The organism is Streptomyces sp. NBC_01474, from assembly GCF_035918215.1.
In the GTDB taxonomy this organism is placed as follows: domain Bacteria; phylum Actinomycetota; class Actinomycetes; order Streptomycetales; family Streptomycetaceae; genus Streptomyces; species Streptomyces aureus.
In genome coordinates this window covers 9,745,026-9,768,127 of the sequence record NZ_CP109449.1, presented here as the reverse complement: position 1 = coordinate 9,768,127, position 23,102 = coordinate 9,745,026, and the positions used below count along the sequence as shown (strand labels likewise).

The window sequence follows — 23,102 nt, the reverse complement described above, 5'->3', positions numbered from 1 at the left end:
TGCGGCCAACTGCGCTGCCTTACGAGGCCGAGTATGAACCGATGGGAGCGTCTGGGAACAGCATCAGGGAGTGCACTCAATCCAGCACTGGAACTGCCGAATGCAGCGCCCGGAAGGCCGACCGCAGCTCCCCCCGGACCAGCCGTAGCGAAGGGAGCCGCTCGGTTCCGATGCGAGTCAGAGTCAACAGGGTCCGCGCCGCACCGGTGGGCAGCCACCGCAGGTCGTCGCGGGCACGGGCGGCGACGATGGCCGGCAGCATGCCGGCGGCGAGCCCGCGTTGGATGAGCTCCAGGTGGACCAGAAGGTCGTCGCTCTCGTAACGCACGTCCGGCTCGAAGCCCATCCGGCGGCAGGTGAGCTCCGCCCACTCCCGCGACGCGCTCCCCCGTGCCTCCATCACCCACGGGATCCGTCCCCCCTCGACACTGAGCGCGCGACCTTCGAGGAGCGATTCGGCCACGACGGCGGACAGGGGATCGTGACCGAGCTCGTGCCGGTGGGTCTCGGCCGGGATCCACGGCTGCACTCCGGGGTACTCCTCGGCCACGACAAGGTCGAAGTCGCCGGCGAGCAGGGCGGGCACTGCACGCTCCGGCTCAGCCTGGACGAGTTCGATCCGCAGCCCCGCGTGGGACTCCTGGTTCGCCAGCACCTGCGGCAGCAGAAGCAGGGCTGCGCTCTGGAAGGAGGCCAGCCGCAGTGTGCCGGCGACCTGGCCGGAGAGCTCGCGCAGGTCGGCTTCCGCCTGCTCCATGTCCGCGAGGAGTCGTCGGCCGTGCTCGGCCAGCCGTGTGCCCGCCTCGGTCAGCCGCAGACCACGCCCCACCTGGGCGACCAGGGGCGTGCCGACCTCGCGCTCGAGCCGGCTGACATGCGCCGAGACCCCCGACGCACTCAGGTGCAGCGCCTCGCCCACCGCGGCGAGGCTGCCCCGCCGCTCCAGCTCCACCAACAGGCGGACCCGCCGCATCTCCAGCATCCGCCCACCCTAATCTCAATCGGCACCAATCATGCCGGGTCGACTCCACAATCCGATGCTTATCGTTTGGCTCCGGACTGCCTAACTTCGTTCCCGTGACCGATTCATCTGCATCCCTGTCATCCACTCCCGGCGCGGCATCCGGCGCCGTGCCCCCGGCCCCGGCCCCGGCCCGGTGGACACCGAACCGGCTTCGCAGCGACGGCGCTCCCCACCGGCCGGCCCCCGACCCATCCGGGCCTGCCCGGATGTCGTTCCACCGGCACCTGCCGTCCTACGCCGTCACGCCGCTCCATGACCTGCCGTCGGTGGCCGCCGACCTCGGCGTCGCCCGGGTCGCGGTCAAGGACGAGTCGTCGCGGCTGGGCCTGCCCGCCTTCAAGATGCTCGGCGCGTCCTGGGCGGCCTACCGCGCGCTGGCCGCGCGCTTCGGCGAGCCCGAGGAACCGACGCTCCAGGCGCTCCGCGCGCGGATCGAGGGCAACGCGCCAGTAACGCTGGTCACCGCCACCGACGGCAACCACGGTCGCGCCGTGGCACGAATGGCGTCGTACCTGGGGCTCGACGCGATTGTGCTGATCCCTGACGTCGTCTCGGAAGCCGCGATCCAGGCCATCCGCGACGAGGACGCCGACGTCCGCGTGCTCGCCGACGACTACGACGCCACGGTGCAGGCGGCCGCCGACCTCTGCGAGGACGCCACCGGCGACCTCCTCCTGGTGCAAGACACTTCCTGGCCCGGCTACGAGACGGTGCCTCAGTGGATCGTCGACGGCTACGCGACGCTCTTCGAGGAGGCCCTGGCGCAGCTCGGCGGCACCTCGGCGCTGCTGGTGGTCCCGGCCGGGGTGGGCTCGCTCGCCCACGCGGCGGCCCTGCACTGCCAGCGCAATCCCGGTTGGCGGGTGGTCACCGTCGAGCCGGAGGCGGCGCCCTGCATCGCGGCCAGCCTCGCCGCCGGCCGCTCGGTCACCCTCCGGACGAGCACAACGACGATGGCCGGCCTCAACTGCGGCACCCCCTCGTCGCTCGCGTTCCCCGATCTGCTCGCAACCCTGGACGGCGGCATCTGGGTGACCGACGCCGAGGCGGCCAAGGCCAGCGCGCGCCTGGCCGAGGCCGGCATCGACTCCGGCTCGTGCGGTGCGGCCTCGCTGGCCGCCTTGCAGCACCTGAAGGACGCCGAGGGCACCGAGCACCTGCTCACCCCCGACCGCACCGTCGTCCTGCTCAACACCGAAGCCACGCGCTGAGACAGCACGGAAAACCGAAGGCACCCGCGACAAGTTCGAGGAATACCCATGGTCAGGGCCGAGATCGATGCCGGATGCCACGTACTGGCCAAGGAGTTTCCCGACCTCGTCGAGCGGCATGGCCTCTGCGCACTGGGCGCGGTTGCGGGAACCGTGACCGTGAGTGGAGGCTGTCAGGGTGGAGCACCATGCGGCGCACCTCCCGGACCGGTTCGCCGGCACGGCGGCCATGAACCGCTGCGGCGTGATCACGGCCTGGGGCGGCTCGGCACCGGAACTGCTCGGGTACGACGCGGACGCGGTGATCGGGCTGCCTGCGGTCGAGCTGCTGGCGGCCGGCGCGGACCGCCCCAGGGCAGCCGCTGCAGTACGCAGCTGCAGGACCGGCGAGAGCGTACGCGGTGAGCTGACCGCCCGGCACCGCGACGGGCGCGACGTGGATCTTTTGGTACGGGCCTGGCCGATCGTCACCGAAAGCGGCGGCGACTGGTTCGCGATCTTCGTCCGGGCGGCAGAGATGCGTCGCTGGGACACCGACCGGGCCGTAGTGGGCGGGCTGTTCGAGCAGACACCGGTCGGCCTCGCGGTTTACGACCCCCAGTTGCGCTTCCTCCGGATCAACGACGCGCTCCAGGAGATCCATGGCATCCCGCGGGAGGATGCACTCGGGCGGCGCCTGAGTGAACTCTTCCCAGGGCCCGAGGCCGACCGCATGGAGGCGAGACTTCGCAGGGTGCTGGAGACCGGGGAGCCGGTCACCCAGGAGCACCGCGCTCCCATGCCCGCGCTACAGGGGTGGAAGAGGGAGTGGAGCAGCACCTCCTTCCGCCTGGTGAACCCAGGCGACACGGTTCTGGGCGTGGCCTCCGCCATCGTGGAGGTCACCGAGCGCAACCGGGCCCGCGACCGGCTGGTGCTGCTCAACGACGCCAGTACGGAAATCGGCACCACCCTCGACGTCACCCGTACCGCTGTCGAACTCGCCGCCGTGGCCGTCCCCCGGCTCGCCGACTTCATCGCCGTCGACCTGCTGCAGGGCATCGCACTCGGTGAGGAGTACGTCCCCGGCCCCGTCGGCGGCGGGGCCGTACTGCACCGCGCAGCCATCCGCTCGGTCCATGAGAATGCCCCGGAGGCGAGCTATCTGCCCGGCGCGCTGATCACCTTCCATCCGGCCACACCCCAGGCCCACGCCATGGCCACGGGCGAGGCCGTGCTCCTGCCGACCCTGGAAGGCTCGGAGGACTGGGTGGCCCACGACCGGCACCGTGCCGGGAAAATGGCCACCGCCGGAGTCCACTCGGTGATGGTCGTCCCGCTGCGCGCCCGGGATGTCACCCTCGGCGTCGCCCACTTCTACCGGTGGCAGCGCCCCGACCCCTTCGACGCCGACGATCTGACCGTGGCCGGGGAGGTCGTGGCCCGCGCGGCGGTGTGCGTGGACAACGCCCGCCGCTACACCCGCGAACGCGACGCCGCGCTTACCCTCCAGCGCCGCCTGCTCCAGGTCACCACGCCCCAGCTCAGCGCCGCGACCACCGCCCATCGCAACCTGCCCGCCGGCGGCCGCACCGGCGTCGCGGGCGACTGGTTCGACATCATCCCGCTCTCCGGGGCCCGTGTAGGCCTCATCGTCGGCGACGTGCCTGGCCGCGGCATCCACGCCGTGGCCGAGGCGGGGCGACTGCGCACCGCGGTCCGCGCCCTCGCCCAGCAGGACCTCTCACCCGATGAACTGCTCATCCAGCTCGACGGCATCGTCAGCCAGGCCGCCGAAGGCGAGGACACCCCCGGAGCCCCCACCGCGGGCATCGGCGGCAGCTGTCTGTACGCCGTCTACGATCCGGTCTCCCAGCGCTGCACCCTCGCCTGCGCCGCCCACCTTCCCCCGCTGATCGTCGAGCCGTCCGGCAGGGGACGCCTGCTCGACCTGCCGTCCGGCCCGCCCCTCGGCCTCGGCGGCATGCCCTTCCAGACCACGGATGTCGAACTGGCCGAGGGAAGCATTCTGGCCCTGTACACCGACGGGCTGCTGCGCGGCACGAGCGGCCGCGGCGACATCGACGCCGGACTGGACAGACTCCGCCGGGCCCTCACCCGCCCCGACAGCGACCTGTCGCACACGTGCGACACCGTCCTCCACACCATGTTGCCCGCCCACGGCGGCGCGGACGACGCCGTGCTCCTCCTCGCCCGCACCCACACCCTCGGGCCCGACCGCGTCGCCACCTGGGACCTGCCCCTCGACCCCGCCATCGTCGGCCAGGCACGCAGCCTGACCACCGGCCAGCTCACCGCCTGGGAGCTGGACGAACTCGCCTTCACCGCCGAACTCGTCGTCAGCGAACTGGTCACCAACGCCATCCGATACGCCCGCGCCCCCATCCAGCTCCGCCTCATCCGGTCGACCTCGCTCATCTGCGAGGTCTCGGACGCCAGCAGCACCTCACCCCACATGCGCCAGGCAGCCGACACCGACGAGAGTGGCCGCGGACTGTTCATGATCGCCCAGATGGCCGAACGGTGGGGCACGCGTCACACCTTCGCCGGCAAGACCATCTGGGCGGAGTGCGCCGCCCCGTGATCCTCGACTTGGCACGATGCACGATGCAGCGAAAAAGTGAATCACGGATATCCGACGAGGTGGCAGGACTACCGGCGGACCGACGGCACGGCCCGGGCCACACCGTGCCGCCCCCAGGGCTGGGCCGCGGTGTTCGTGCTCGATGAGCCGGACCGCCTTGGCCGGCTGCACCCGTGGCAGCCTCCGGATGCCGCCGTACCGCTCTCGCCACTGCCGGATGAAATCGAGGCGGGGCAGGTCGAGTCGGTACTGCCGTACCTCCGCTCGGTGCGCCGCCATACCGTCGGCTCGTACGCTGTCCCTCCCGCCGTGGCGGTTACCGCGTTGTCGGGTGCCGTACCGATGCATCCGGCCACGAAGGTTGCGTCGGCGGCAGGCGCTTGATCGAGGGCGGCCTCCGGGAGGCCGCCCCTGGCAAGCCAACAGCCCGAGGTCGATGCAGCCGCCGCGGCATCGACCCGAGGGCCGACACCGAAGCACCGCCCCTGGCGTGCTAACCCGCGCTACCGCGCGTCACGTGCACACCTGCGCCGACCGTGGTCACTTGGGTGCTGCCGTAGCCGGCGCACTCTCCGTACTCCTTGACCCATGTGGTTGAACCGGACAGGGATCCGGAGGACGGCGCGCCGAACGTGACGTCGTACCGCTGCTGCTGGTCGCAGCTGGGCACGTTGTAGTACTCGATGAAACCCGCCTGGGTGGCCTTCAGGTTGCCGGAGCCGGCGGGCAACTTGTAGGTGCCGACGGGGATCCGCTGTCCGTTGTTGGTGTCGACGACGGTGCCTGACCAGGTGTCCGTGCCGACCTGGGCGATCTCGACGCGGAAGGTATGGCCGTACACGGCGTCGAAGTCCACTCCGCAGCTGACGCCGGCGCCGCCGTCAGCCCCGTCCGAACAGTTGGCGTGGGTGCTTGTCGTGCCGCTGATGAAGGAGGAGAACACCCCACGCAGGCGCTGGTGCCCGTTCGCATCCGGCCGCGGCTGCAGTCCTGCGTACCCGATGTCGCTCTGCCCGGTGAACCCGTACTGCATCGCGAAGTAGGTCCCGGCCACATGGGCGGTGCCGGTGTTCACGGTGATCGGGAAGTTGAGGGATGTCAGCCCCTCACTGGGTGCCCCGCTGACCGTCCACGACAGCAGTTCGTTCCCGCCGAAGGTCTGTGCCTGTGCGCCAGGTGCCGCGACGAAAGGGACGAGTGCGGCGAGGGCTGCTACCGCAATGCGTGTCAACGCTCGTTTCATCTGATGCTCCTCAAGGGGGTGTTGAAGGTGAGCAGGGCCGTGAACGTCTGGGCACCGCCTTCTCGCATGAGTGCTGCAGGCGGTAACAACTGCGCCGCGGTGTCCGCGATACGACCGAGGTGGCTCTGTCGCCCCGACTCCTGGGCCGACGCCCGCCTCTCATCCCGCTTCTGCGCGCATTCCGGGCACAGGTACCTCAGTGCCGACTTCTCTCCAATCGACGTGGAGCGAGGGGAAGGCCACCGCCGCGCAGACATCAGCATGGACCTGACAACTGAACCCCCGCGCAGCGTGCTGTTACTTGCCCCGAAGGGGCACTGGTGCGGCAGCTGCCGCACCAGTAGTCACACTCGTCGTTCGTCAAAACTCTGCGGCCCAATTGCCTGCGGAAGACTATGGCGCCCCGCTCGAGGGGTGTCAATACATGCTTGCAAACGTGCGACTCCAAGCAGAATCAATCATCTAGGCCGCTGGCAGTCCACCGCCGGCCAGGCTGTCTAGGCTGTCCAGGCCGACGTAAGATCCGACCGCCTCGATCTGCAGGTCCGGGATGCGCCGCAGGCCCTCCGCCCAGTAGGCGCGCAGCGCGTCCTTACCGCGAATGACCCCGTCGTTGCCGAGCAGTTGAGCGGCCACCGGCGACCGGAACGTCACGTCGCCAGCGAAGTGCGACAGGCAACGATCACCTGACCCCAGTCCCGCGCAGCACAAGCAACGCCACACCCACCGCCGCCACGACCACGGCTGCACCGAACGCCGTCCGCTCCCGGCGGCGCCCCATTACCGTCCCTGTCGCCGCGACCAGGACGGCCAGCGCGAGGGCCGTCGCTCCCCATCTGTCGGGTGGTCCCGCGGGGCCCAGTGCCAGAACCGCCGTCGCGGTCACCAGCGGGACCGGGAGCAGCAGGCGCGCGCCGTCAGGGCCGAATCTGTGCGGCCATCCCCTTACGCCCAGCGCCAGATCCGAGCGGATGTCCGGCAGCACATCGCCCAGATGGGCTCCGACTCCCAGGAGCGCACCGGCGGTGACGACCCACCAGGGCGGCCAGGGTTGTCCCGGCAGTCCCAGCGCCACGAACGACGGGAGCGTGGCGAAACCCACCGCGTACGGCACCCAGGACCATGCTGTCGCCTTGAGCCGTAGGTCGTACGCCCACGCCGCCGCCACGCCCACGAGGTGAACCGTGCCCGCCCGCACACCACAGGCCAACGACAGCGGTACGCACAGCGCCAGCGCGACGTATGCGGCCACCCACACATGCCTCACCTCGATGGCGCCGTCGACGACGGGTTTGTCATGTCGGCCGGCGGCGATGTCCCGGCGTGCGTCGAAGGCGTCGTTGCACCATCCGATGGACAACTGACCTGCCAGAACGGCGGCCGTGGTGAGGACGCCACGTGCGGTGCTCTGGCCGGAGGTCACAACCATCACGGCCGTCATTGCGGTGACCACCACTACGGGTGCGGGGTGGCACGAACCGGCGAGGCCGACCGCCCGGCCCGCCCAAGTCGCGGTCGCGCCGTCGGCCGCCGCATGCTCGGGAGTGCCCACCCGGCCGATCGTAGACGCCCCGGCCCCGTCCGGCCTGAGCACGCGCCCGGGGCCGAACGGCCGGACGGGCGATCCCTGGTGGCGAGCTCTCGGCATGGGGAACACGTGGAGAGCAAGCCAGCCCAGTCGGTCATCGGACGGGAACCTATGACGCGGATCGCTGCCGTTCACGGCGCCCTCGCACCGCACCGTCACGCCCAATCCGAGATCACGGACATGGTGGCCCGCACGTGCCTGCCCGAGGGCACCGACCGCAGGGTTCTGGACCGGCTGCACCGCAGCGCCAGAGTCGACTCGCGCCACATGACACTGCCCCTCGACCAGTACGGGGAACTGGACGGGTTCGGCGCCGCCAACGATGTCTTCATCGCTTCCGCCACCGACCTGGGCGGCCGGGCTGTCCGGGACGCACTGCGCATGGCCGGGCTGTCGGCTGGGGACGTGGACCTGCTGATCTTCACCTCTGTCAGCGGCATCTCCACCCCGTCGATCGATGCCCGGCTCGCCGCGCGCCTCGGACTGCGGCGGGACGTCAAAAGACTGCCCATGTTCGGACTCGGCTGTGCCGGCGGAGCCGCCGGTCTGGCACGCATGCACGACTACCTCGTCGGCCGGCCCGACCACGTGGCGGTGCTCCTGTCGGTCGAACTGTGCTCGCTCACGTTCCAGCGCAATGACGCCACCACGGCCAACCTGGTCGCCACCGGGCTGTTCGGCGACGGGGCCGCCGCAGTCGTCGGGTTCGGGGCACACCGCCCGGCCGAGACCGCCGGCCCGACGATCGTGGACACCCGCAGCCACCTCTATCCGGACACCGGGCGCCTCCTGGGCTGGGACGTGGGGGACTCCGGCTTCCGGGTCGTCCTGGATCCTCGGGTCCCCGACGTCATACGCCGTCACCTCGCCGACGACGTCGAAGGGTTCCTCGCAGACCACGGACTGAAGACGAAGGACGTGGCTGCGTGGGTGTGCCACCCCGGCGGCCCCAAGGTGCTGGAGGCTGTCGCCGAGGCCCTCGACCTGCCCTGCGACGCACTCGATGTGACCTGGCGTCACTTGGCCGAGGTGGGCAACCTGTCCTCGTCGTCGGTACTCCACGTGCTGCGCGACACCCTGGCCGACCACCGTCCGCCGCCGGGCACGCCGGGTGTGCTGCTTGCGATGGGGCCCGGCTTCGCTTGCGAACTCGTACTGCTGCGCTGGTAGTTCGGATCCCGGAGGACAGAGGACACATGATCTGGTACGGACTGCTGGTGGCCGCCGTCGCAGGCGAGCGCGTCGCTGAACTCGTCGTCGCCCGTCGCAACGAACGGTGGAGCGCAGCCCGCGGGGCAACCGTCTCCGGGCAGGGCCACTACCCGGCGATGGTCGCCCTCCACACCGGGCTGCTGGGTGGCTGCCTCTGCGAGGTATGGCTGGCGGACCGTCCTTTCCTGCCCGCACTGGCCTGGCCGATGCTCGCCCTGTTCGCGGCTGCCCAGGCCCTGCGGTGGTGGTGTGTCAGCACGCTCGGGCCCCGCTGGAACACCCGGGTGATCGTCGTACCCGGACTGCCTCTGGTGACGGAAGGACCGTACCGCTGGCTGCGGCACCCCAACTATGTGGCCGTCGTCGCCGAGGGCGTCGCCCTTCCGCTGATCCACACCGCCTGGGTCACGGCGACCTTGTTCACCCTGCTCAACGCCGCTCTGCTCACCGTCCGCATTCGCTGCGAGAACCGGGCCCTGGCCGCCTCGACCACGCCCGCTGCGGCGTGATCGACGTACTGGTGGCGGGCGGCGGGCCGGCCGGTCTGGCCGCCGCCATCCACGCCGCGCTCGCCGGCCTGGACACAGTCGTCTTCGAACCCCGCACCGCGCCCGTGGACAAGGCCTGCGGAGAGGGCGTCATGCCGAGCGGTGTCGCCGCACTGCGAGGACTGGGCATCCAGGTCACCGGCCACGAACTGCGTGGCATCCGCTACGTGGACGGCACGGCACGCGCCGAAGCGTGCTTCCGCGACCGTAGCGGGCTGGGAATCCGCCGTACGACGCTGCATGCCGCGCTTCACCGGCGCGCTCTTGATCTCGGCGTGCGGATGGTGGCAGGCAAGGTCGGTGAAGTGCACCAGAGGTCTGGCTCTGTCACCGCGGCGGGCACGACAGCCCGCTGGCTGATCGCCGCTGACGGCCTGCACTCCCCCGTGCGGCGGACGATGGGACTGGAGATGCCCGGCGCCAAAGACGGCCGCTATGGACTTCGCCGGCACTTCCGCATCGAGCCATGGACCGACTTCGTGGAGGTCCACTGGTCCGGCGAGGGCGAGGCCTACGTGACACCGGTCGGCGAGGACCTGGTGGGCGTCGCGATCCTCAGCCGCTGCCGCCGCAGCTACGACCAGCACCTCGCCGGCTTCCCCACTCTCACGGCGTCGCTCCGCGGTGCGGCCGCGACCGACGTACGTGGCGCGGGACCGCTGCGGCAGCGCGCTCGACGCAGAGTCGCCGGCCGTGTCCTGCTCGTCGGCGACGCCGCGGGCTACCTGGATGCCCTCACCGGCGAGGGCATCGCTCTCGGCCTTGCGACGGCACGGGCAGCCGTCCGCTGCCTGGCCGCCGGACGACCGCAGGAGTACGAGCGCGCATGGTCGCGGCTGACCCGTCGCCACCGGCTGCTGACCGGCGCCCTCCTTGCCGCGGGCCGCCGTCCTGGCACCGCTCGCCTCATCGTCCCGGCGGCATCCCGGATGTCACCGGTATTCTCCGCGGCGGTTCACGCGTTGGAGTAGGAGAGCACCTGATCAATGCTCAGGTGGCTCCTCCCGTGTCATCCGTTTTGATTCGCCAGGATGGTGTGGATTCTCTGGTGAGTTCGCATCGCCACCTGGCCGGCGGAGGCGGGGAACTCCATGGGGTGGTGCGGGATCGCCACAGAGCCTGTCAAAGGCGCTCTCCGGAATCTTGAGATCGGGGCGAGCGTGCCATTCATCCGGGCATGGTTGAGAACCTCGCCGTCGGCACCCGTGATCTGTACCAGCAGGCCGCACAGCTCCTGCTCGGGATCAGCCGACCGCACGTGCAGACCACCAGGGCCATTCGGAGGCTCCGCTGTGGCGGCTGCCGCCGGCCGGGCCCCACGCCGGGCAAAGTGGACAAGTCGCCGCGCACCAGATGGCGACAGAGCTCCGGGAGGACCGTATGACCGCCTCGTCACCCGCCACCGACGCGCCTCCGGCCCGGTACGACGACCTGCGGGCGCTGGTCATCAACTGCACCCTCAAACGCTCGCCGGAGACGAGCAACACCCAGGGTCTGATCGACCGCAGCACCGCCATCATGGAAGCCCAAGGGGTGCACGTCGATGTCATCCGGGCCGTCGACCACGACATCGCCACGGGCGTGTGGCCCGACATGACGGAGCACGGCTGGGAGACGGACGCCTGGCCGGACCTCTACCGTCAGGTCATGGCCGCCGACATCCTCGTACTGGCCGGCCCGATCTGGCTGGGCGACAACAGCTCCGTGACGAAACAGGTGATCGAACGCCTCTATGCCTGTTCCAGTCTTCTCAACGACGCAGGACAGTACGCCTATTACGGCCGCGTCGGCGGCTGCCTGATCACCGGCAACGAGGACGGCGTCAAACACTGCGCAATGAATGTCCTCTACAGCCTGCAACACCTGGGGTACACCATCCCTCCCCAGGCCGACGCCGGATGGATCGGTGAGGCCGGCCCCGGCCCCTCCTACCTCGACCCGAGCTCCGGCGGCCCCGAGAACGACTTCACCAACCGCAACACCGCGTTCATGACCTGGAACCTGCTGCACCTGGCCCGGGCATTGAAAGATCTCGGTGGCATCCCCGCCTACGGCAACCAGCGCACCGCCTGGGACGCCGGCTGCCGCCACGACTACGAAAACCCGGAACACCGGTAGCGGTACCCGCAGGAAAGCGGGCCGCCTCGCCCCGGCGTCGGTCAGATGCCGTGCACGCCGCGAACGCCCGCCCACTCCGGCACCAGCCGCCCGCGTCCCGTCAGCTCCCCGCACAACCGGACCCGAGGCAGCGGCCCGGCCCACGACTCACCACAACGCGGCGGTGCCTGCCTCAAATCAGGAACACGCCGCTCCCATAAGCCCGTTCGCGCTCGCGTCCAGCACGCCTTCGCTCGAATTCAGGTCTCAAATATCCCGCGTGACTGGTGAATCGCCGTCATGTTTCATGCGCCCGAGTAACTTCCTCTATTACTGCGCTTCTTCGCGGCACACCTTCACTCGTCAGTCGGCAGAGATTTTCAGCAGGCTCCTCCGGATCCGAGCAGAGGCTTTCACTGACATACCGGTGACGATCCGCAACTGACTTCCCATCACATTCAGGCCTCTTCTGAACTCGCGCACATCCTGAGCCCCGCAAGATTTCCAGGTGCACCATCGGAGCCCTCGCCCACCCGGCCCTCGGGTATCCCGCGACCCCAACAGGTCGGCAGGAAGTGCACTCCGATGACGGAGCCCGTCGGCCTCACCTCGGTCGACCCTCAGCCGAACCGCACAAGGTCACGTTCAGGCACCATCCCGATCGAGGCTTGCTCATGAACCGTGCGGCGGGGACGCCCATCGGGCCGCGTGATCGGGTCGACATTGACGCCAATATGCCCCTTTAGGTAGCAAACTCAACGCGGCGCTATGTCCGTTTTCATAGTAAAAACCATCTTTTAAACATTATTGGCGCCGTAAGAGGAGTTACACCTATCTTGCAGGGGATTCAGGCGAAATACCGCACCCTCATACGTGATGGGGTGGCATTCCAACCTGCATCCCATTCAGTGAACCGCGTCACACGAACAGACGCGGGCCCCGAGCTCTGCTGATGCCCTGCTTCCCTTCTGCGCGAAGAAGATTGGGCTTTTCGATCAAAGATGGCGGCGTGTCCTGGTCGCCGCACACAGGGCTCTCACATTTCGCGATCACAATTCCGGTCTTGTTCCGTCCGCGCTTTCTCGCCTAATGTCACCGTCAATCCGGATGGAACGCCGAATCCTGCCGCTGTCCGGAATCCCTCCCACCCACTCGGTTACGTACGGCAGGAGCGGGGGACCCAGGTAAGCCGCCGATCCGGTTTGCGGAACGGCTCGGGGTGAAGTCGCACTCATAGTGCGACCGGACATCTCCTGTCCGAACCCGACAGCTCACCTCGCAGGCGACGGAGAGGAATTCGTCATGCCCTCAAAGGGAAAGCACCGCCGCCTCAAGTCCATCTCGCTCACCCGGGGACTCGCCGCCGCAGGCACGGGCGCGGCTGTGCTCGCTCTCCCGGTGCTCGGCGCGACCAACGCCAGCGCGGAGCAGGCCGCCCCGGCCGCAAAGAGCGCCGCGGCCCCCACGACGTATGTCGTCGCCGCGGGCGACACCCTCAGCAAGATCGCCCGAGAGCACTCTCTGAGCGGCGGCTGGAAGAAGCTGTACCAGGACAACCGAGCCGCCGTCGGTGACAACCCGGGGCTGATACACCCCGGCATCAAGCTCACGCTCGGCGAGAAGAGCCCCACCAAGCCCGTAGCCACCAGGGCATCCGCCGAGCGGGCCGACCGCTCCGAGGTCCGGACCACGCTCGCCGCTGCCCCGGCGAAGAAGTCCTACACCAACGACCTCGACGGCTGGATCAAGGAGTCGCTCGACATCATGGCCCAGCACAACATTCCCGGCTCCTACGAGGGCATCCACCGCAACATCATGCGTGAGTCCTCCGGCAACCCCCTGGCCATCAACAACTGGGACTCCAACGCTGTCGCAGGAACCCCGTCCAAGGGGCTCCTGCAGGTCATCGACCCCACGTTCAAGGCTTACCACGTGCCCGGCACCTCGATGAACAGCTACGACCCGGTCGCCAACATCACTGCCGCCTGCAACTACGCGGCCGACAAGTACGGCTCGATCGACAACGTGAACGGCGCGTACTGACAGTCGCTTTGGGTTCCGCACCGGCTCAGCGCGGAGGACACCGCAGTCCACTCGGCCTGAACGGAAGCCCAGCAACCGCCAGTTGAAGCGCATCGATGATGTGTGGCCCTGAAGTCCCGCGTGTACGAAGGGACTTCAGGGCCCAGTTGCGTCCTGCTCAACCCCTTGCGCGCCGTCACCCCCGTGCATATCCTCCCCGCGAATCGAAGCGCTTCGACACCGTGGAGAAACAGCATGGCAGACCCACACCCGGTCATCCCCGGGTTCCACCCGGACCCCAGCGTCTGCCGCGTCGGCGACGACTACTACCTCGCGTGCTCGAGCTTCGAGTACGTGCCCGGGGTGCCGCTCTTCCACAGTCGCGACCTGGTGCACTGGCGGCAGATCGGCAACGTCCTCGACCGGCCCGGCCAGCTGCGGCTGCCCTGGGACACACCCTCCTCGGCCGGGATCTACGCGCCGACGCTGCGCCACCACGACGGCCGCTTCTGGCTCATCACCACCAATGTGAGCGAGGGCGGCGGCAACCTGCTCGTCTCCGCCACTGACCCGGCGGGCCCCTGGTCCGACCCGGTCCCACTGCCCGGCGTCCCCGGCATCGACCCGGATCTCGCCTGGGACGAGGACGGCGCGTGCTGGGTCACGGTCGCCGGCATCTCCCAGGTCCGTATCGACCCGTACACCGGCGAGACGTTCGGCGAGCCGCGCCCGCTGTGGTCCGGAACACCGGGCGCCAAGGCCCCGGAGGCGCCGCACCTGTACCACGTGGGCGACCACTGGTACCTGCTGATCGCCGAGGGCGGCACCGAGCGCGGGCATGCCGTGTCCGTGGCCCGCGGCCCCGCGCCCACCGGCCCCTTCGAACCTTGTCCGGCCAATCCGGTCCTGACCCACCGCAGCACCGACGAACCCGTCCAGAACACCGGGCACGCCGATCTGGTGCAGGCACCCGACGGCACGTGGTGGATGGTGTTCCTCGGGGTGCGGCCGCGCGGCGGCACCCCAGGCTGGCACGTGCTCGGCCGCGAGACCTTCCTCGCGCCGGTCACCTGGGAGGACGGCTGGCCGGTCGTCGGCCCGCCGACGACGGACGACCCCGCGCCCGACTCCGCCGAATGCTTCACGGACGACTTCGACGACGCCGATCTGCGGCCCTCCTGGATCTCGCTCCGCCACCGCTCCCCGCGGCACTGCACCACGAAGGAACAGCCGGGCCGACTGACGCTGCACGCCCTCGGCGACGGCCCCGACGCCGCCGACGTCACCTTCGTCGGCCACCGGCAGCAGCACCATTCCTGCCGCGTCCGCGCCCACCTCGACCCGTCGGACGGCACCGGAGGCCTAGTGGTCCGGCTCGACGAGCAGCACCACTACGAGATCGAGGCCGACGCCGCCGAAGTACGAGTGATCGCCCGCGTCGGACCGCTGCGCACCGTGGTGGCCTCCACGTCCCGGGCGACGGACGGCGGACCGATCGTGCTCGGCGTCGACGTGACCCCCACGGACACCCCGCGCGACGCGCGCACCGGTCCCGACACGCTCGCGTTCGGGGTCGAGGAGCAGGACGGCACGTTCACCGCCCTCGCGACCCTCGACGGCCGCTATCTGTCGACCGAGGTGGCCGGCGGGTTCACCGGCCGCGTTATCGGCCTGTACGCAGGCTCCGGCACCGCACACTTCGACTGGTTCCGCTACGAGCCGCTCGAACAGTGAAAGGGACCTCGCAGGAGACAAGCACGGGCCGCAGACGCCGCGCCGGATGGGTGGCGGGCCTGATCCTGGCGTTAGCCACCGCTGTCGGCACCTCCCGGACCGAGGCCGTGGCGGCGCCCGCCGACACCGGCGCGCGCCGACAGCTTGGCTACTCCCGCCGTGAGTTGGGGGCGGGACCCTGCGTGCATGACCAGCGACAGCGCCGTCCGCCAGCTACTACAGGCGCCCGACCCCACCACGCTGTCCGAGCCGCATGTGCGGGCCCAGACGTGCGTGTGGTGCACCGTTGCCCTCTGCCGCGGAACATCCGTGGTCCTCGGCGAGCGCGCCGAGATCGAACGCCACTGGTTTCCGCGCGGCTGCCGCCCCTGCACCATCCACCACGCCCATCCCCCGCAACTCGACCACACAGAACTGCGAGCAGTGCACCGACGACCCGACGGTCTGCGCTCCGGGCACGCGGCTTCGGCTCGTGATGCGGCAGGCGCGGCGATGAGCGCCAAGCGGAAGACGCTGCAGGAGCTCTGCTTCGTCGAGCACATCCTCGGTGATCAGGGCGCCCAGCCCCGAAAACACCATACTCACGAGCTCGTTGACATTTCGCACGCGAGTGTCAACGACATCGACGACGCTCCGTCATCACCGAATGTGAGACAGGGCCGTTAAAATTGACGTACCCGGACCGCGGTGCCCCGCTTCTCCTACACGCTCTCCACCGCCCAGTGCGATACGCGGAGTTCGGAACGCTGGAACACCCCTGACTATCGACGCGGCGGAGTCCGCAATACCGCTCTCGAGAGCCGGGCCGCTGCACATCCGGTGACGGCAGCGACTGCAGCGAGACCGACGCCGGCCCAGCCAAGGGGCTCGGTTTCCAGCACCGATCGCAGGAACGGTATGTAGAGCGCGGCCCCGGCGAGCAGGACCGAAGCAAGTACCGACAGCGGCAGGAAGAGGTTCTGGCGAGTCAGCAGGCGCGTACGCAGACCCAGCACGACACCGAGCTGGGTCGCCAGGAGAGCGAGGAAGAGCACGCTCTGCCAGGGCAGGCCCCAGTGCCGGGCCACGACGCCGGCCCAGAGGCTCGACGCGGCGACCACTGTCGCGAGGAAGAGCATCCGATGCCAGGCTCCGCCGCCGAGGATCTGCTGACCGGGCGGCCGTGGGGGCCTGTGCATGGCACCGGGCACCACCGGTTCGGCTCCCATGGCCACACCGGTCAGTCCGTGGGTGAGGAGGTTGATCCACAAGATCTGCCCTGCCCGCAGTGGCAGGGTGAGTCCCAGCAGAGGGCCGGCCAGCATCACGAGAATTTCCGCTGTGCCGCCCGCCAGCCCGTAGACGAGGAATCGGCGGATGTTGTCGTAGACGCGCCTGCCTTCCTCCACAGCCGCGACGACGGTGGCGAGTTCGTCATCGGTGAGCACGAGGTCGGCGGCCTGTCGCGCGACCTCGGTACCGCGCCGGCCCATGGCAACGCCGATATCGGCCTGCCTGAGGGCTGGGCCGTCGTTGACTCCGTCACCGGTCATCGCGGTGATCTCGCCGCGCGATCGCCAGGCCTCGACGATGGCGAGCTTCTGCCGTGGGGTCGTACGCGCGAACACCCTGACCGCGGTGAGGTCGGCGACCCGGCCGGCGGCTACGTCCGGGCCGGTGACGACGTGCTCTTGCGCGTGGTCGCTGTGGAGCAGTCCGACACGCTTCGCGATCGCCCGGGCCGTGGCGGGGTGGTCTCCTGTGATGAGCACAGGTGTGACGCCTGCCGCACGGCAGGCGGCGAGGGTGGCGGTCGCGTGCGGCTTGGGCGGGTCGCTGATCGCTACGAGGCCGAGCAGACGCAGGCCTGATTCCGCTTCGGCCGGGTGTCGCGGTAGGTCGTCCCGTGTTCCCGAGGCTACCGCCAGCACTCTGTACCCCTGGGCGGCGAGCAATGTCGCTTCCTGCCGGGCGCCGCGGAGCAGATCTGTGGTGTCTGCGAGAACAGTCGTTTGCAGCACCGCTTCCGGCGCGCCTTTCAGGCACACGAGTACCTGGCCCGACGGTGTCGTGTGCAGGGTGCTCATCCGCTGACGCATGCTGTCGAAGGGCGATTCGTCCGTTCGCGGGCGCTCACGCACAAGACGGGCTCGGTCCGCACACCCCGCTTTGGCCGCCGCAGCCAGGAGCGCGGCTTCCATGGGGTCACCGACCGCGGTCCAGAGGTTCTTGTCCGCGGAATCCTGAGGTGGGCGCAGCCCGGCGTCATTACAGAGGGAAGTCACGGTCAACAGCTCACGCGCAAAGTCGAGTTCGTCGGAAGTCGGGCGCTTGCCTTCAATCCGGATGTCGCCTTCCGGCTCGTAGCCGACACCGTAGAAGTCGAACGTGCAGCGTGGCGTCCATACGTGCTGGACCACCATGCGCCCCTCGGTGAGGGTGCCGGTCTTGTCGGTGGCCAGCACCGTCACCGAACCCAATGTCTCCACGGCCGGAAGCCGTCTCACCAGGGCGTGCCGGTCCGCCATCCGCCGCGCTCCCAACGCGAGGGCCAGGGTGACCACCGCCGGAAGTGATTCCGGTACGGCCGCCACGGCGAGGCTGATCGCCGTTACCGCCATCGTGGCGACCGGCACTCCACGGACAAGGCCGAGCCCGAACACGACCAGGCAGAGACCCAGGGTGACGGCGGCGAGGACACGGCCGAGGGCACCGAGACGGCGCTGCAAGGGAGTCGGCTCCCGCTTGGCGTCGAGCTGCGCGGCGATGCGGCCAAGGGCGCTGGCCGCTCCCGTGGCCGTCACGGTGGCCACGCCTCGCCCCCGTGCGACGACGGTCCCGGCGCTGAGCCGGGCCCCGGGGACCTTGTCCACGGGCACCGACTCACCAGTCAGCATGGACTCGTCGACCAACAGGGCAGCGGCTTCGCCGAGTTCGGCGTCGGCGGCGACGATGTCACCTTCACCGAGGATCAATACGTCGCCGGGCACAACTTCTGCGGCGGGAACTTCCCCCGGGGCGAAGTCGCGAAGCACCCGGGCGTTGGGGGCGGACAGGGCCGACAGTGCGGCCACCGCGTTGTCGGCCCGGACCTCCTGCGCGACACCGACCGCGGTGTTCACGACAATCACCAGCGCGATGACCACCGCATCGGCGTGGTCGCCGATCGCGAGGGTCAGCACGACGGCGCCCAGCAGCACAAGGATCAGCGCATCCCGCAATTGCGTGAGCACTCTGGCATACAGCGGGACGGTCCTCGCGGCCGCCACCTCGTTGCGGCCGTACTCAGCCAGCTGGCGCACTGCCTCCGCGGCCGTCAGCCCCCTGCGAGATCTCGCGGGAGCGGGTGCCTGCTGAGTGGCGGGCGTCGTCACGGCGGTCCTCACACGACGGGAACCGTGATCACCGGACAGTGGGCCCGGTGCAGCAACCCGTGAACCACCGATCCGAGACGCATACCGGTGTAGCCACCCCTACCGCGTCGCCCCAGGACCAGGGCGAGTGCGTGCTCGGCGGCACCGGCGAGCACCTCGACCGGATGCCCGGCCAGCACCTCGTGCCGCAGCACGACGTCCGGGTACTTCTGCGACCATCCGGCTGTCGCCTCCGACAGCATCCGCCGTTGGGCCTGCTGGGCCGACTCCTCGTCGTGGGGAAGCAACACCGGCGGCTGCCACACGGATATGGCATGCAGCTCAGCTCCTCGGAGGGCTGCCTCTTCGAGCGCCAAACCCAGGGCCGCCTTCGACGATTCGCTCCCGTCGATACCTACCACCAGGTAGGGCGGCTGCTGTGTCACGTGCTCGGCGTCCCCCACGACGACGACGGGACAGTGCGCCTGCGCCGTGACGGGGACAACGAGAGAACCCGCACTGAAGAACTCCGCCGTACGGCCCAGGTGCCGCGAACCAAGGACGATCATGCGGGCCTGCCTGGACATCCGCCCCATCGCCGGAGCAGGAAACCCCTCGACCAGTTCCACGGCGGATTCGACCTCCGTGTGGCGCTCCCTGCTCCAGGCGACAGCAGCCCTGAGGGCATCCGAAGCGGCTTGGTTCAGGGCCATGCTGCCCGGAGTGTCGTCGACGTGGTGCGTGCTGTGCTGCGGGAGTACGGCAGCGACGAGTCGCAGCCCGTACCGGCGCCGTCGGGCCTCGTCCACCGCCCAGGACAGAGGCAGACGCCAGTCCCGGGCGGGGTCGATGCCGACGACGATCTCATCGCGTGCGCCCGTGTCCATCACGACCCGCTCCCGTGCTCGTGTTGGTGGCGTGCAATGAGCTGCACGGGGCAGTGCGCGTGGTGGAGCAGGCTGTGTGTCGCATGCCCGAGGGTGCGTCCGAGGTAGCTGGGTGACCGCCGACCACCCATGACCAGCAGGTCCGTCTGGTGCGAGGCCTCAACCAGGACCCCAGCGACGGACGTACTCTTCTCAGCCTGCACCTGGACGGTGAGGTCCGGGAACTCCTCGCGGATCTGGTCCGCCACCGCGTTCAGATGATGGACGTGCTCGCCCGCGATCTCCTTCACGTCGTCGAGAAAGCTCACGACACTCCCGGCGGACTGCAGGATGCTCCACACGTGCAACAGCCGCAGCGAGCCCTTGCGAAGCTCGGCCTCACGGGCGGCGTAGCGCGTGGTGTCCAGGTCGTGTTCATCGCGGACGGCAGCGAGCACCACCCCCGATTCGGCACCGTTGTCGATGCCTCTGACGACGATGACGGGCGTCTTCGCGCCCGCCGCAACCTTCAACCCGACCGAGCCGAGCATGAGGGTGCTGAATCCGCCGGCGCCACGGCTGCCCACCACGATCGTGCCGTGCAGTCCCGCGGACCGGTGGAGACTCGGGACCGGAGCGCTGCGGCTGAACTCTGTATTGACCGGCAGGCCGGGAAACTGTTCCGTTACCGCGGCAGCCGTGGAATCCAGCAGTTCACGGCCCGCCTGGCGGACGCGCTCAAGACTCTCCACCGAGAAGAAAAGGGCCCGGGTGTCCGTGTCAGCCCCGTACACGATGTGGAGCGGGCGTTTGCGGCGCGCAGCCTCGGCCGCTGCCCACAGCGTTGCCTGGCGGGCCGGCTTGGATCCGTCGACCCCGACTATGACAGAGCCGAGTTCCGGGTTGCTCGTGGCGCCATCCATGCTTCCTCCTAAGAGAACCGCCAAGCGGACCCCGACTCTCAGGCTGGCACTGCGGGCCTCCGCGACGAGAGGGCCGCTCTGGGGCCTGCTGGGGCCAAAGGTCCCGGGTTCTTGCCAGGCTGTGCCCCCACGCCTGGCGAAAGGTCCGACCGAGGACGCTTCCGGACAATCATCCTTCTCGCAAGCGATGACGGTCGTCGATCGCAAGTAGCTCGGTGCAGCGACGAGAGGTGCCCTGGTGAAGGACATCAAGCTGGGAGAACGCTGACCGGCCAAGTTGTCCCCTATCGCCACCTCCACCTATTCCAAGGATGGCGCGAAGCCGTTCACACGGCATGACATGCGACAGCCCCAGTGGTTGCTCGCAGCTGACGCACGACGAAAGGGGCCGCCACGCCGGCTTCATCCCCCACTGTGACCGCCGGGGCTCTGTCCACTCGGGACCGGTCAGCCCCCGGTGGACCCCGGACGGCCCTACCTCAGGAAGCCCTACGACACCCAGGCTCGACGTAGGGCCGATGTTCCAGGAGGAGCCATGGACCAGGTGCACGTCCACGCTTCGGAAGGGATCGTCCACCTGAAGGAGTCCGTTCCCGACGCGGCCCTGCCTGACGCGTGTCACACGCACGGTTCAGGGGACTTCGACGTCACCACACAGTCCGACGTCGAAGTCCCCTAGGAGGACGACGATGAGGCACCGCACCGTCGCCGACCTGATGGCCCCGACGGCTGTCAGTGTCCAGCGCGGCACCGCGTTCAAGGAGATCGCCCGGCTCCTCGACGAGTTCGAGATCACCGCCGTGCCCGTCGTGGACGAGTCCGAACGGCCCGTGGGTGTCGTCTCGGAGGCCGACCTGCTCCACCGATGTGTGGCCGGGAGCGGCGCGACCACCGCAGCAGACATCATGACCAGTCCGGCCATCACAGCCGCACCCGAATGGAGCGTCGTCCGTGCGGCACGTGTCATGCGCAGACACGCAGTCAAACGACTGCCCGTGGTGGACGCCGCCGGCCGGCTCATCGGGGTCCTGAGCCGTAGCGACCTGGTGCAACTCTTCCTGCGCCGTGACCAGTCGATCCGAGAAGAGATCGTCGAAGACGTACTGACCCGCACGCTCCAGCTCAGCCCTTCGGCGCTGTCCGTGGAGGTCAACGATGGCGTGGTGACCCTCAGTGGCACGGTGGAACGGCGCATGCTCATCCCTGTCGTCGTGCGGCTGTGCCACAGCGTCGACGGAGTGGTGGAAGTGATCAATCGGCTCGACTACGAGCGGGACGACATGCCGGTCGGCTCGCCGAAGGCCACCGAACGGTAGGAGAAGACCGTGAGGCATCGAAAAGTGAGCGAGCTGATGACCCGGGAGGTCATCACTGTCCTCCAGAACACCGCCTTCAAGGACACCGTGCGGACACTCACCGAACACCAGGTGTCAGCAGTCCCGGTCGTCGATTCCGCGGGGCATCCCCTCGGCCTGATCTCGGAAGGGGACCTCCTCCAGAAGTCCGCAGGGCAAGGCGACTACTTCCGGTCGCTGCCCGAACGGGAAGCATGGCGAGAGGACAAGGCAGCAGCGCAGCGTGCCGAGGAACTGATGTCTGCTCCCCCGGTATGCGCCGGACCGGACTGGACCGTCGCCGAAGCCGCCAGGCTGATGGAGGCGCAGGGCGTGAAACGCCTCCTCGTCGTCGACGAGATGGACACGCTGATCGGCATCGTCAGCCGACGCGACCTGTTGCGTATCTTCCTTCGTGACGACGACGCGATCCGCCACGAGATCACGGTGGACATCCTCGACCGCACCCTGCGCCAGGGCCCTGCCGCCATCGCCGTCGAGGTGGCCGACGGTCGCGTCGAACTCCGCGGGACAGTGCAGTTCAAGAGCCTCATCCCGGTCATCGAAAGGCTCTGCCGCACCGTGGACGGCGTGGTCTCGGTGGAGCAGCTGCTCGGCTACGCCGTAGACGACACCGTAGAGACCTGAGTAGCTGACCACCATGCTGCCGAGCCCTTCCCATCCCGTCATCGCCTCGGCCCGACTGGACGCTCCCCTCTCCCGGTGGCTGTGGCTGGTCAAATGGGTCCTCGCCGTCCCGCACTACATCGTGCTGTTCTTCCTTTGGACAGCCTTCGCCGTCGTACCGCGCGGGTCGTAGCGCCGGTAAGACCAGAACCCGTTCTGGCACAGCGCGAAGAGACAGGAAGCCACGGAATCCCCGCAGGAAGCCGTGCCGCGTAGCGGCACAGCAACCAGCGGGACGGCCAGAATCCCCCGGTTTCAGCCCGAGGATTCTGTCAACAGCATCCGCCGATGCCGGTGCAGCAGCGGCCACCGGGACTTCACGGCCCCGCCCCCGTGGTCCTGTCCCGGCACAGATACGGAAATGCGTATGGAAATGCCTCAACCGGCCCGGCCTCGTCGAGGATGATGTCGGCCCCTGCCCGCTTCAGCAACCCTCTCGTCGTGCCGACCACTCCGATCGACGGTACGAGCAGCGCATCCCGGCCACCTGCCCGCTGCGACAACCCCGCGCCGACCACAACCCCGTACCACCCGGTCAGCCCGCTCGGCTCGACGGCATGCGCGGCACCCGTGCAACCAGTCTGGCCCCACCCTCCTGTGTGTGCCGGATGGCCCAACTCATCGCGTCTCTCGTCGGTGGGTCGTGGATGTGCACCGGGGCCGAAAGACCCACCGTGGGACCCGTGCGGCCCGTGGT

General features: G+C 69.2%; 19 protein-coding genes, 1 pseudogene and 1 riboswitch. Of the genes and pseudogenes, 13 read left to right on the top strand and 7 right to left on the bottom strand.

Features of this window, described 5'->3' with window-relative positions:
* Positions 1-76 precede the first annotated feature (76 nt).
* Positions 77-982 (bottom strand): LysR family transcriptional regulator, encoded by a 906-nt coding sequence (locus tag OG758_RS44655; RefSeq protein WP_326715146.1) that lies wholly within the window; start codon positions 980-982, stop codon positions 77-79.
* A 248-nt stretch (positions 983-1,230) separates the two neighbouring features.
* On the opposite strand from OG758_RS44655, the gene OG758_RS44650 reads away from it, so the two are divergent.
* Together OG758_RS44650 and OG758_RS44645 are read left to right on the top strand one after the other, a co-directional pair.
* A complete protein-coding gene (locus OG758_RS44650) occupies positions 1,231-2,235 on the top strand; it encodes a pyridoxal-phosphate dependent enzyme (RefSeq protein WP_326715145.1) in 1,005 nt (334 codons plus the stop codon).
* Positions 2,236-2,413: 178 nt separating this feature from the next.
* Positions 2,414-4,819 (top strand): SpoIIE family protein phosphatase, encoded by a 2,406-nt coding sequence (locus tag OG758_RS44645; RefSeq protein ID WP_326715144.1) that lies wholly within the window; start codon positions 2,414-2,416, stop codon positions 4,817-4,819.
* 493 nt (positions 4,820-5,312) lie between these two features.
* On the opposite strand, the gene OG758_RS44640 is transcribed toward OG758_RS44645, so the two are convergent.
* The 3 genes from OG758_RS44640 to OG758_RS44630 all read right to left on the bottom strand — a co-directional run bounded on the left by OG758_RS44640 (position 5,313) and on the right by OG758_RS44630 (position 7,614).
* Positions 5,313-6,062, bottom strand: coding sequence for a hypothetical protein (locus OG758_RS44640; protein ID WP_326715143.1), 750 nt, complete (start codon positions 6,060-6,062; stop codon positions 5,313-5,315).
* Between the two features lie 462 nt (positions 6,063-6,524).
* Positions 6,525-6,716, bottom strand: coding sequence for a hypothetical protein (locus tag OG758_RS44635; protein ID WP_405650418.1), 192 nt, complete (start codon positions 6,714-6,716; stop codon positions 6,525-6,527).
* A gap of 28 nt (positions 6,717-6,744) precedes the next feature.
* Positions 6,745-7,614, bottom strand: a complete 870-nt coding sequence (locus OG758_RS44630; RefSeq protein ID WP_326715141.1) for a UbiA family prenyltransferase — start codon at positions 7,612-7,614, stop codon at positions 6,745-6,747.
* A gap of 147 nt (positions 7,615-7,761) precedes the next feature.
* Here OG758_RS44630 and OG758_RS44625 point away from each other — a divergent pair, with 147 nt between their 5' ends.
* The 7 genes from OG758_RS44625 (at position 7,762) to OG758_RS44595 (ending at position 15,929) form a co-directional block, all read left to right on the top strand.
* The gene (locus tag OG758_RS44625) at positions 7,762-8,820 is read left to right on the top strand and encodes a type III polyketide synthase (RefSeq protein ID WP_326715140.1); all 1,059 of its coding nucleotides are present in this window, start codon (positions 7,762-7,764) and stop codon (positions 8,818-8,820) included.
* A 26-nt stretch (positions 8,821-8,846) separates the two neighbouring features.
* Positions 8,847-9,371: an isoprenylcysteine carboxyl methyltransferase family protein gene (locus OG758_RS44620; protein WP_326715139.1), complete on the top strand. Its 525-nt coding sequence runs from the start codon at positions 8,847-8,849 to the stop codon at positions 9,369-9,371.
* Positions 9,368-10,381: an NAD(P)/FAD-dependent oxidoreductase gene (locus tag OG758_RS44615; RefSeq protein WP_326715138.1), complete on the top strand. Its 1,014-nt coding sequence runs from the start codon at positions 9,368-9,370 to the stop codon at positions 10,379-10,381. Before OG758_RS44620 ends, OG758_RS44615 begins: the two co-directional genes overlap by 4 nt.
* A 409-nt stretch (positions 10,382-10,790) precedes the next feature.
* Entirely contained in the window at positions 10,791-11,528 is a 738-nt protein-coding gene (locus tag OG758_RS44610; protein ID WP_326715137.1) for a flavodoxin family protein, read from the top strand.
* Positions 11,529-12,642: 1,114 nt separating this feature from the next.
* A riboswitch (cyclic di-AMP (ydaO/yuaA leader) is annotated at positions 12,643-12,807 on the top strand.
* A gap of 2 nt (positions 12,808-12,809) precedes the next feature.
* Positions 12,810-13,550, top strand: a complete 741-nt coding sequence (locus OG758_RS44605) for a transglycosylase SLT domain-containing protein (RefSeq protein WP_326715136.1) — start codon at positions 12,810-12,812, stop codon at positions 13,548-13,550.
* 234 nt (positions 13,551-13,784) lie between these two features.
* Positions 13,785-15,263: a glycoside hydrolase family 43 protein gene (locus OG758_RS44600; RefSeq protein ID WP_326715135.1), complete on the top strand. Its 1,479-nt coding sequence runs from the start codon at positions 13,785-13,787 to the stop codon at positions 15,261-15,263.
* A 186-nt stretch (positions 15,264-15,449) separates the two neighbouring features.
* Entirely contained in the window at positions 15,450-15,929 is a 480-nt protein-coding gene (locus OG758_RS44595; protein WP_326715134.1) for a hypothetical protein, read from the top strand.
* Positions 15,930-16,024: 95 nt separating this feature from the next.
* Here OG758_RS44595 and OG758_RS44590 read toward each other — a convergent pair whose 3' ends face one another.
* From OG758_RS44590 to OG758_RS44580, 3 genes are read right to left on the bottom strand one after another with little or no spacing between them, the layout of a single operon-like run.
* On the bottom strand, positions 16,025-18,616 hold the full coding sequence (locus OG758_RS44590; protein WP_442810392.1) for a cation-translocating P-type ATPase: 2,592 nt from the start codon (positions 18,614-18,616) through the stop codon (positions 16,025-16,027).
* 8 nt (positions 18,617-18,624) lie between these two features.
* The gene (locus OG758_RS44585; RefSeq protein ID WP_326715132.1) at positions 18,625-19,482 is read right to left on the bottom strand and encodes a universal stress protein; all 858 of its coding nucleotides are present in this window, start codon (positions 19,480-19,482) and stop codon (positions 18,625-18,627) included.
* A complete protein-coding gene (locus tag OG758_RS44580) occupies positions 19,482-20,384 on the bottom strand; it encodes a universal stress protein (protein WP_326715131.1) in 903 nt (300 codons plus the stop codon). Before OG758_RS44580 ends, OG758_RS44585 begins: the two co-directional genes overlap by 1 nt.
* Before the next feature lie 535 nt (positions 20,385-20,919).
* Here OG758_RS44580 and OG758_RS44575 point away from each other — a divergent pair.
* The 4 genes and pseudogenes from OG758_RS44575 to OG758_RS44560 form a co-directional block, all read left to right on the top strand.
* Positions 20,920-21,063, top strand: a complete 144-nt coding sequence (locus tag OG758_RS44575) for a hypothetical protein (RefSeq protein WP_326715130.1) — start codon at positions 20,920-20,922, stop codon at positions 21,061-21,063.
* Between the two features lie 10 nt (positions 21,064-21,073).
* On the top strand, positions 21,074-21,700 hold the full coding sequence (locus tag OG758_RS44570; protein ID WP_326715129.1) for a CBS domain-containing protein: 627 nt from the start codon (positions 21,074-21,076) through the stop codon (positions 21,698-21,700).
* Positions 21,701-21,709: 9 nt separating this feature from the next.
* The gene (locus OG758_RS44565; protein WP_326715128.1) at positions 21,710-22,366 is read left to right on the top strand and encodes a CBS domain-containing protein; all 657 of its coding nucleotides are present in this window, start codon (positions 21,710-21,712) and stop codon (positions 22,364-22,366) included.
* A 13-nt stretch (positions 22,367-22,379) separates the two neighbouring features.
* A pseudogene (locus OG758_RS44560) lies at positions 22,380-22,523 on the top strand (DUF4389 domain-containing protein); the annotation flags it as partial.
* Positions 22,524-23,102 lie beyond the last annotated feature (579 nt).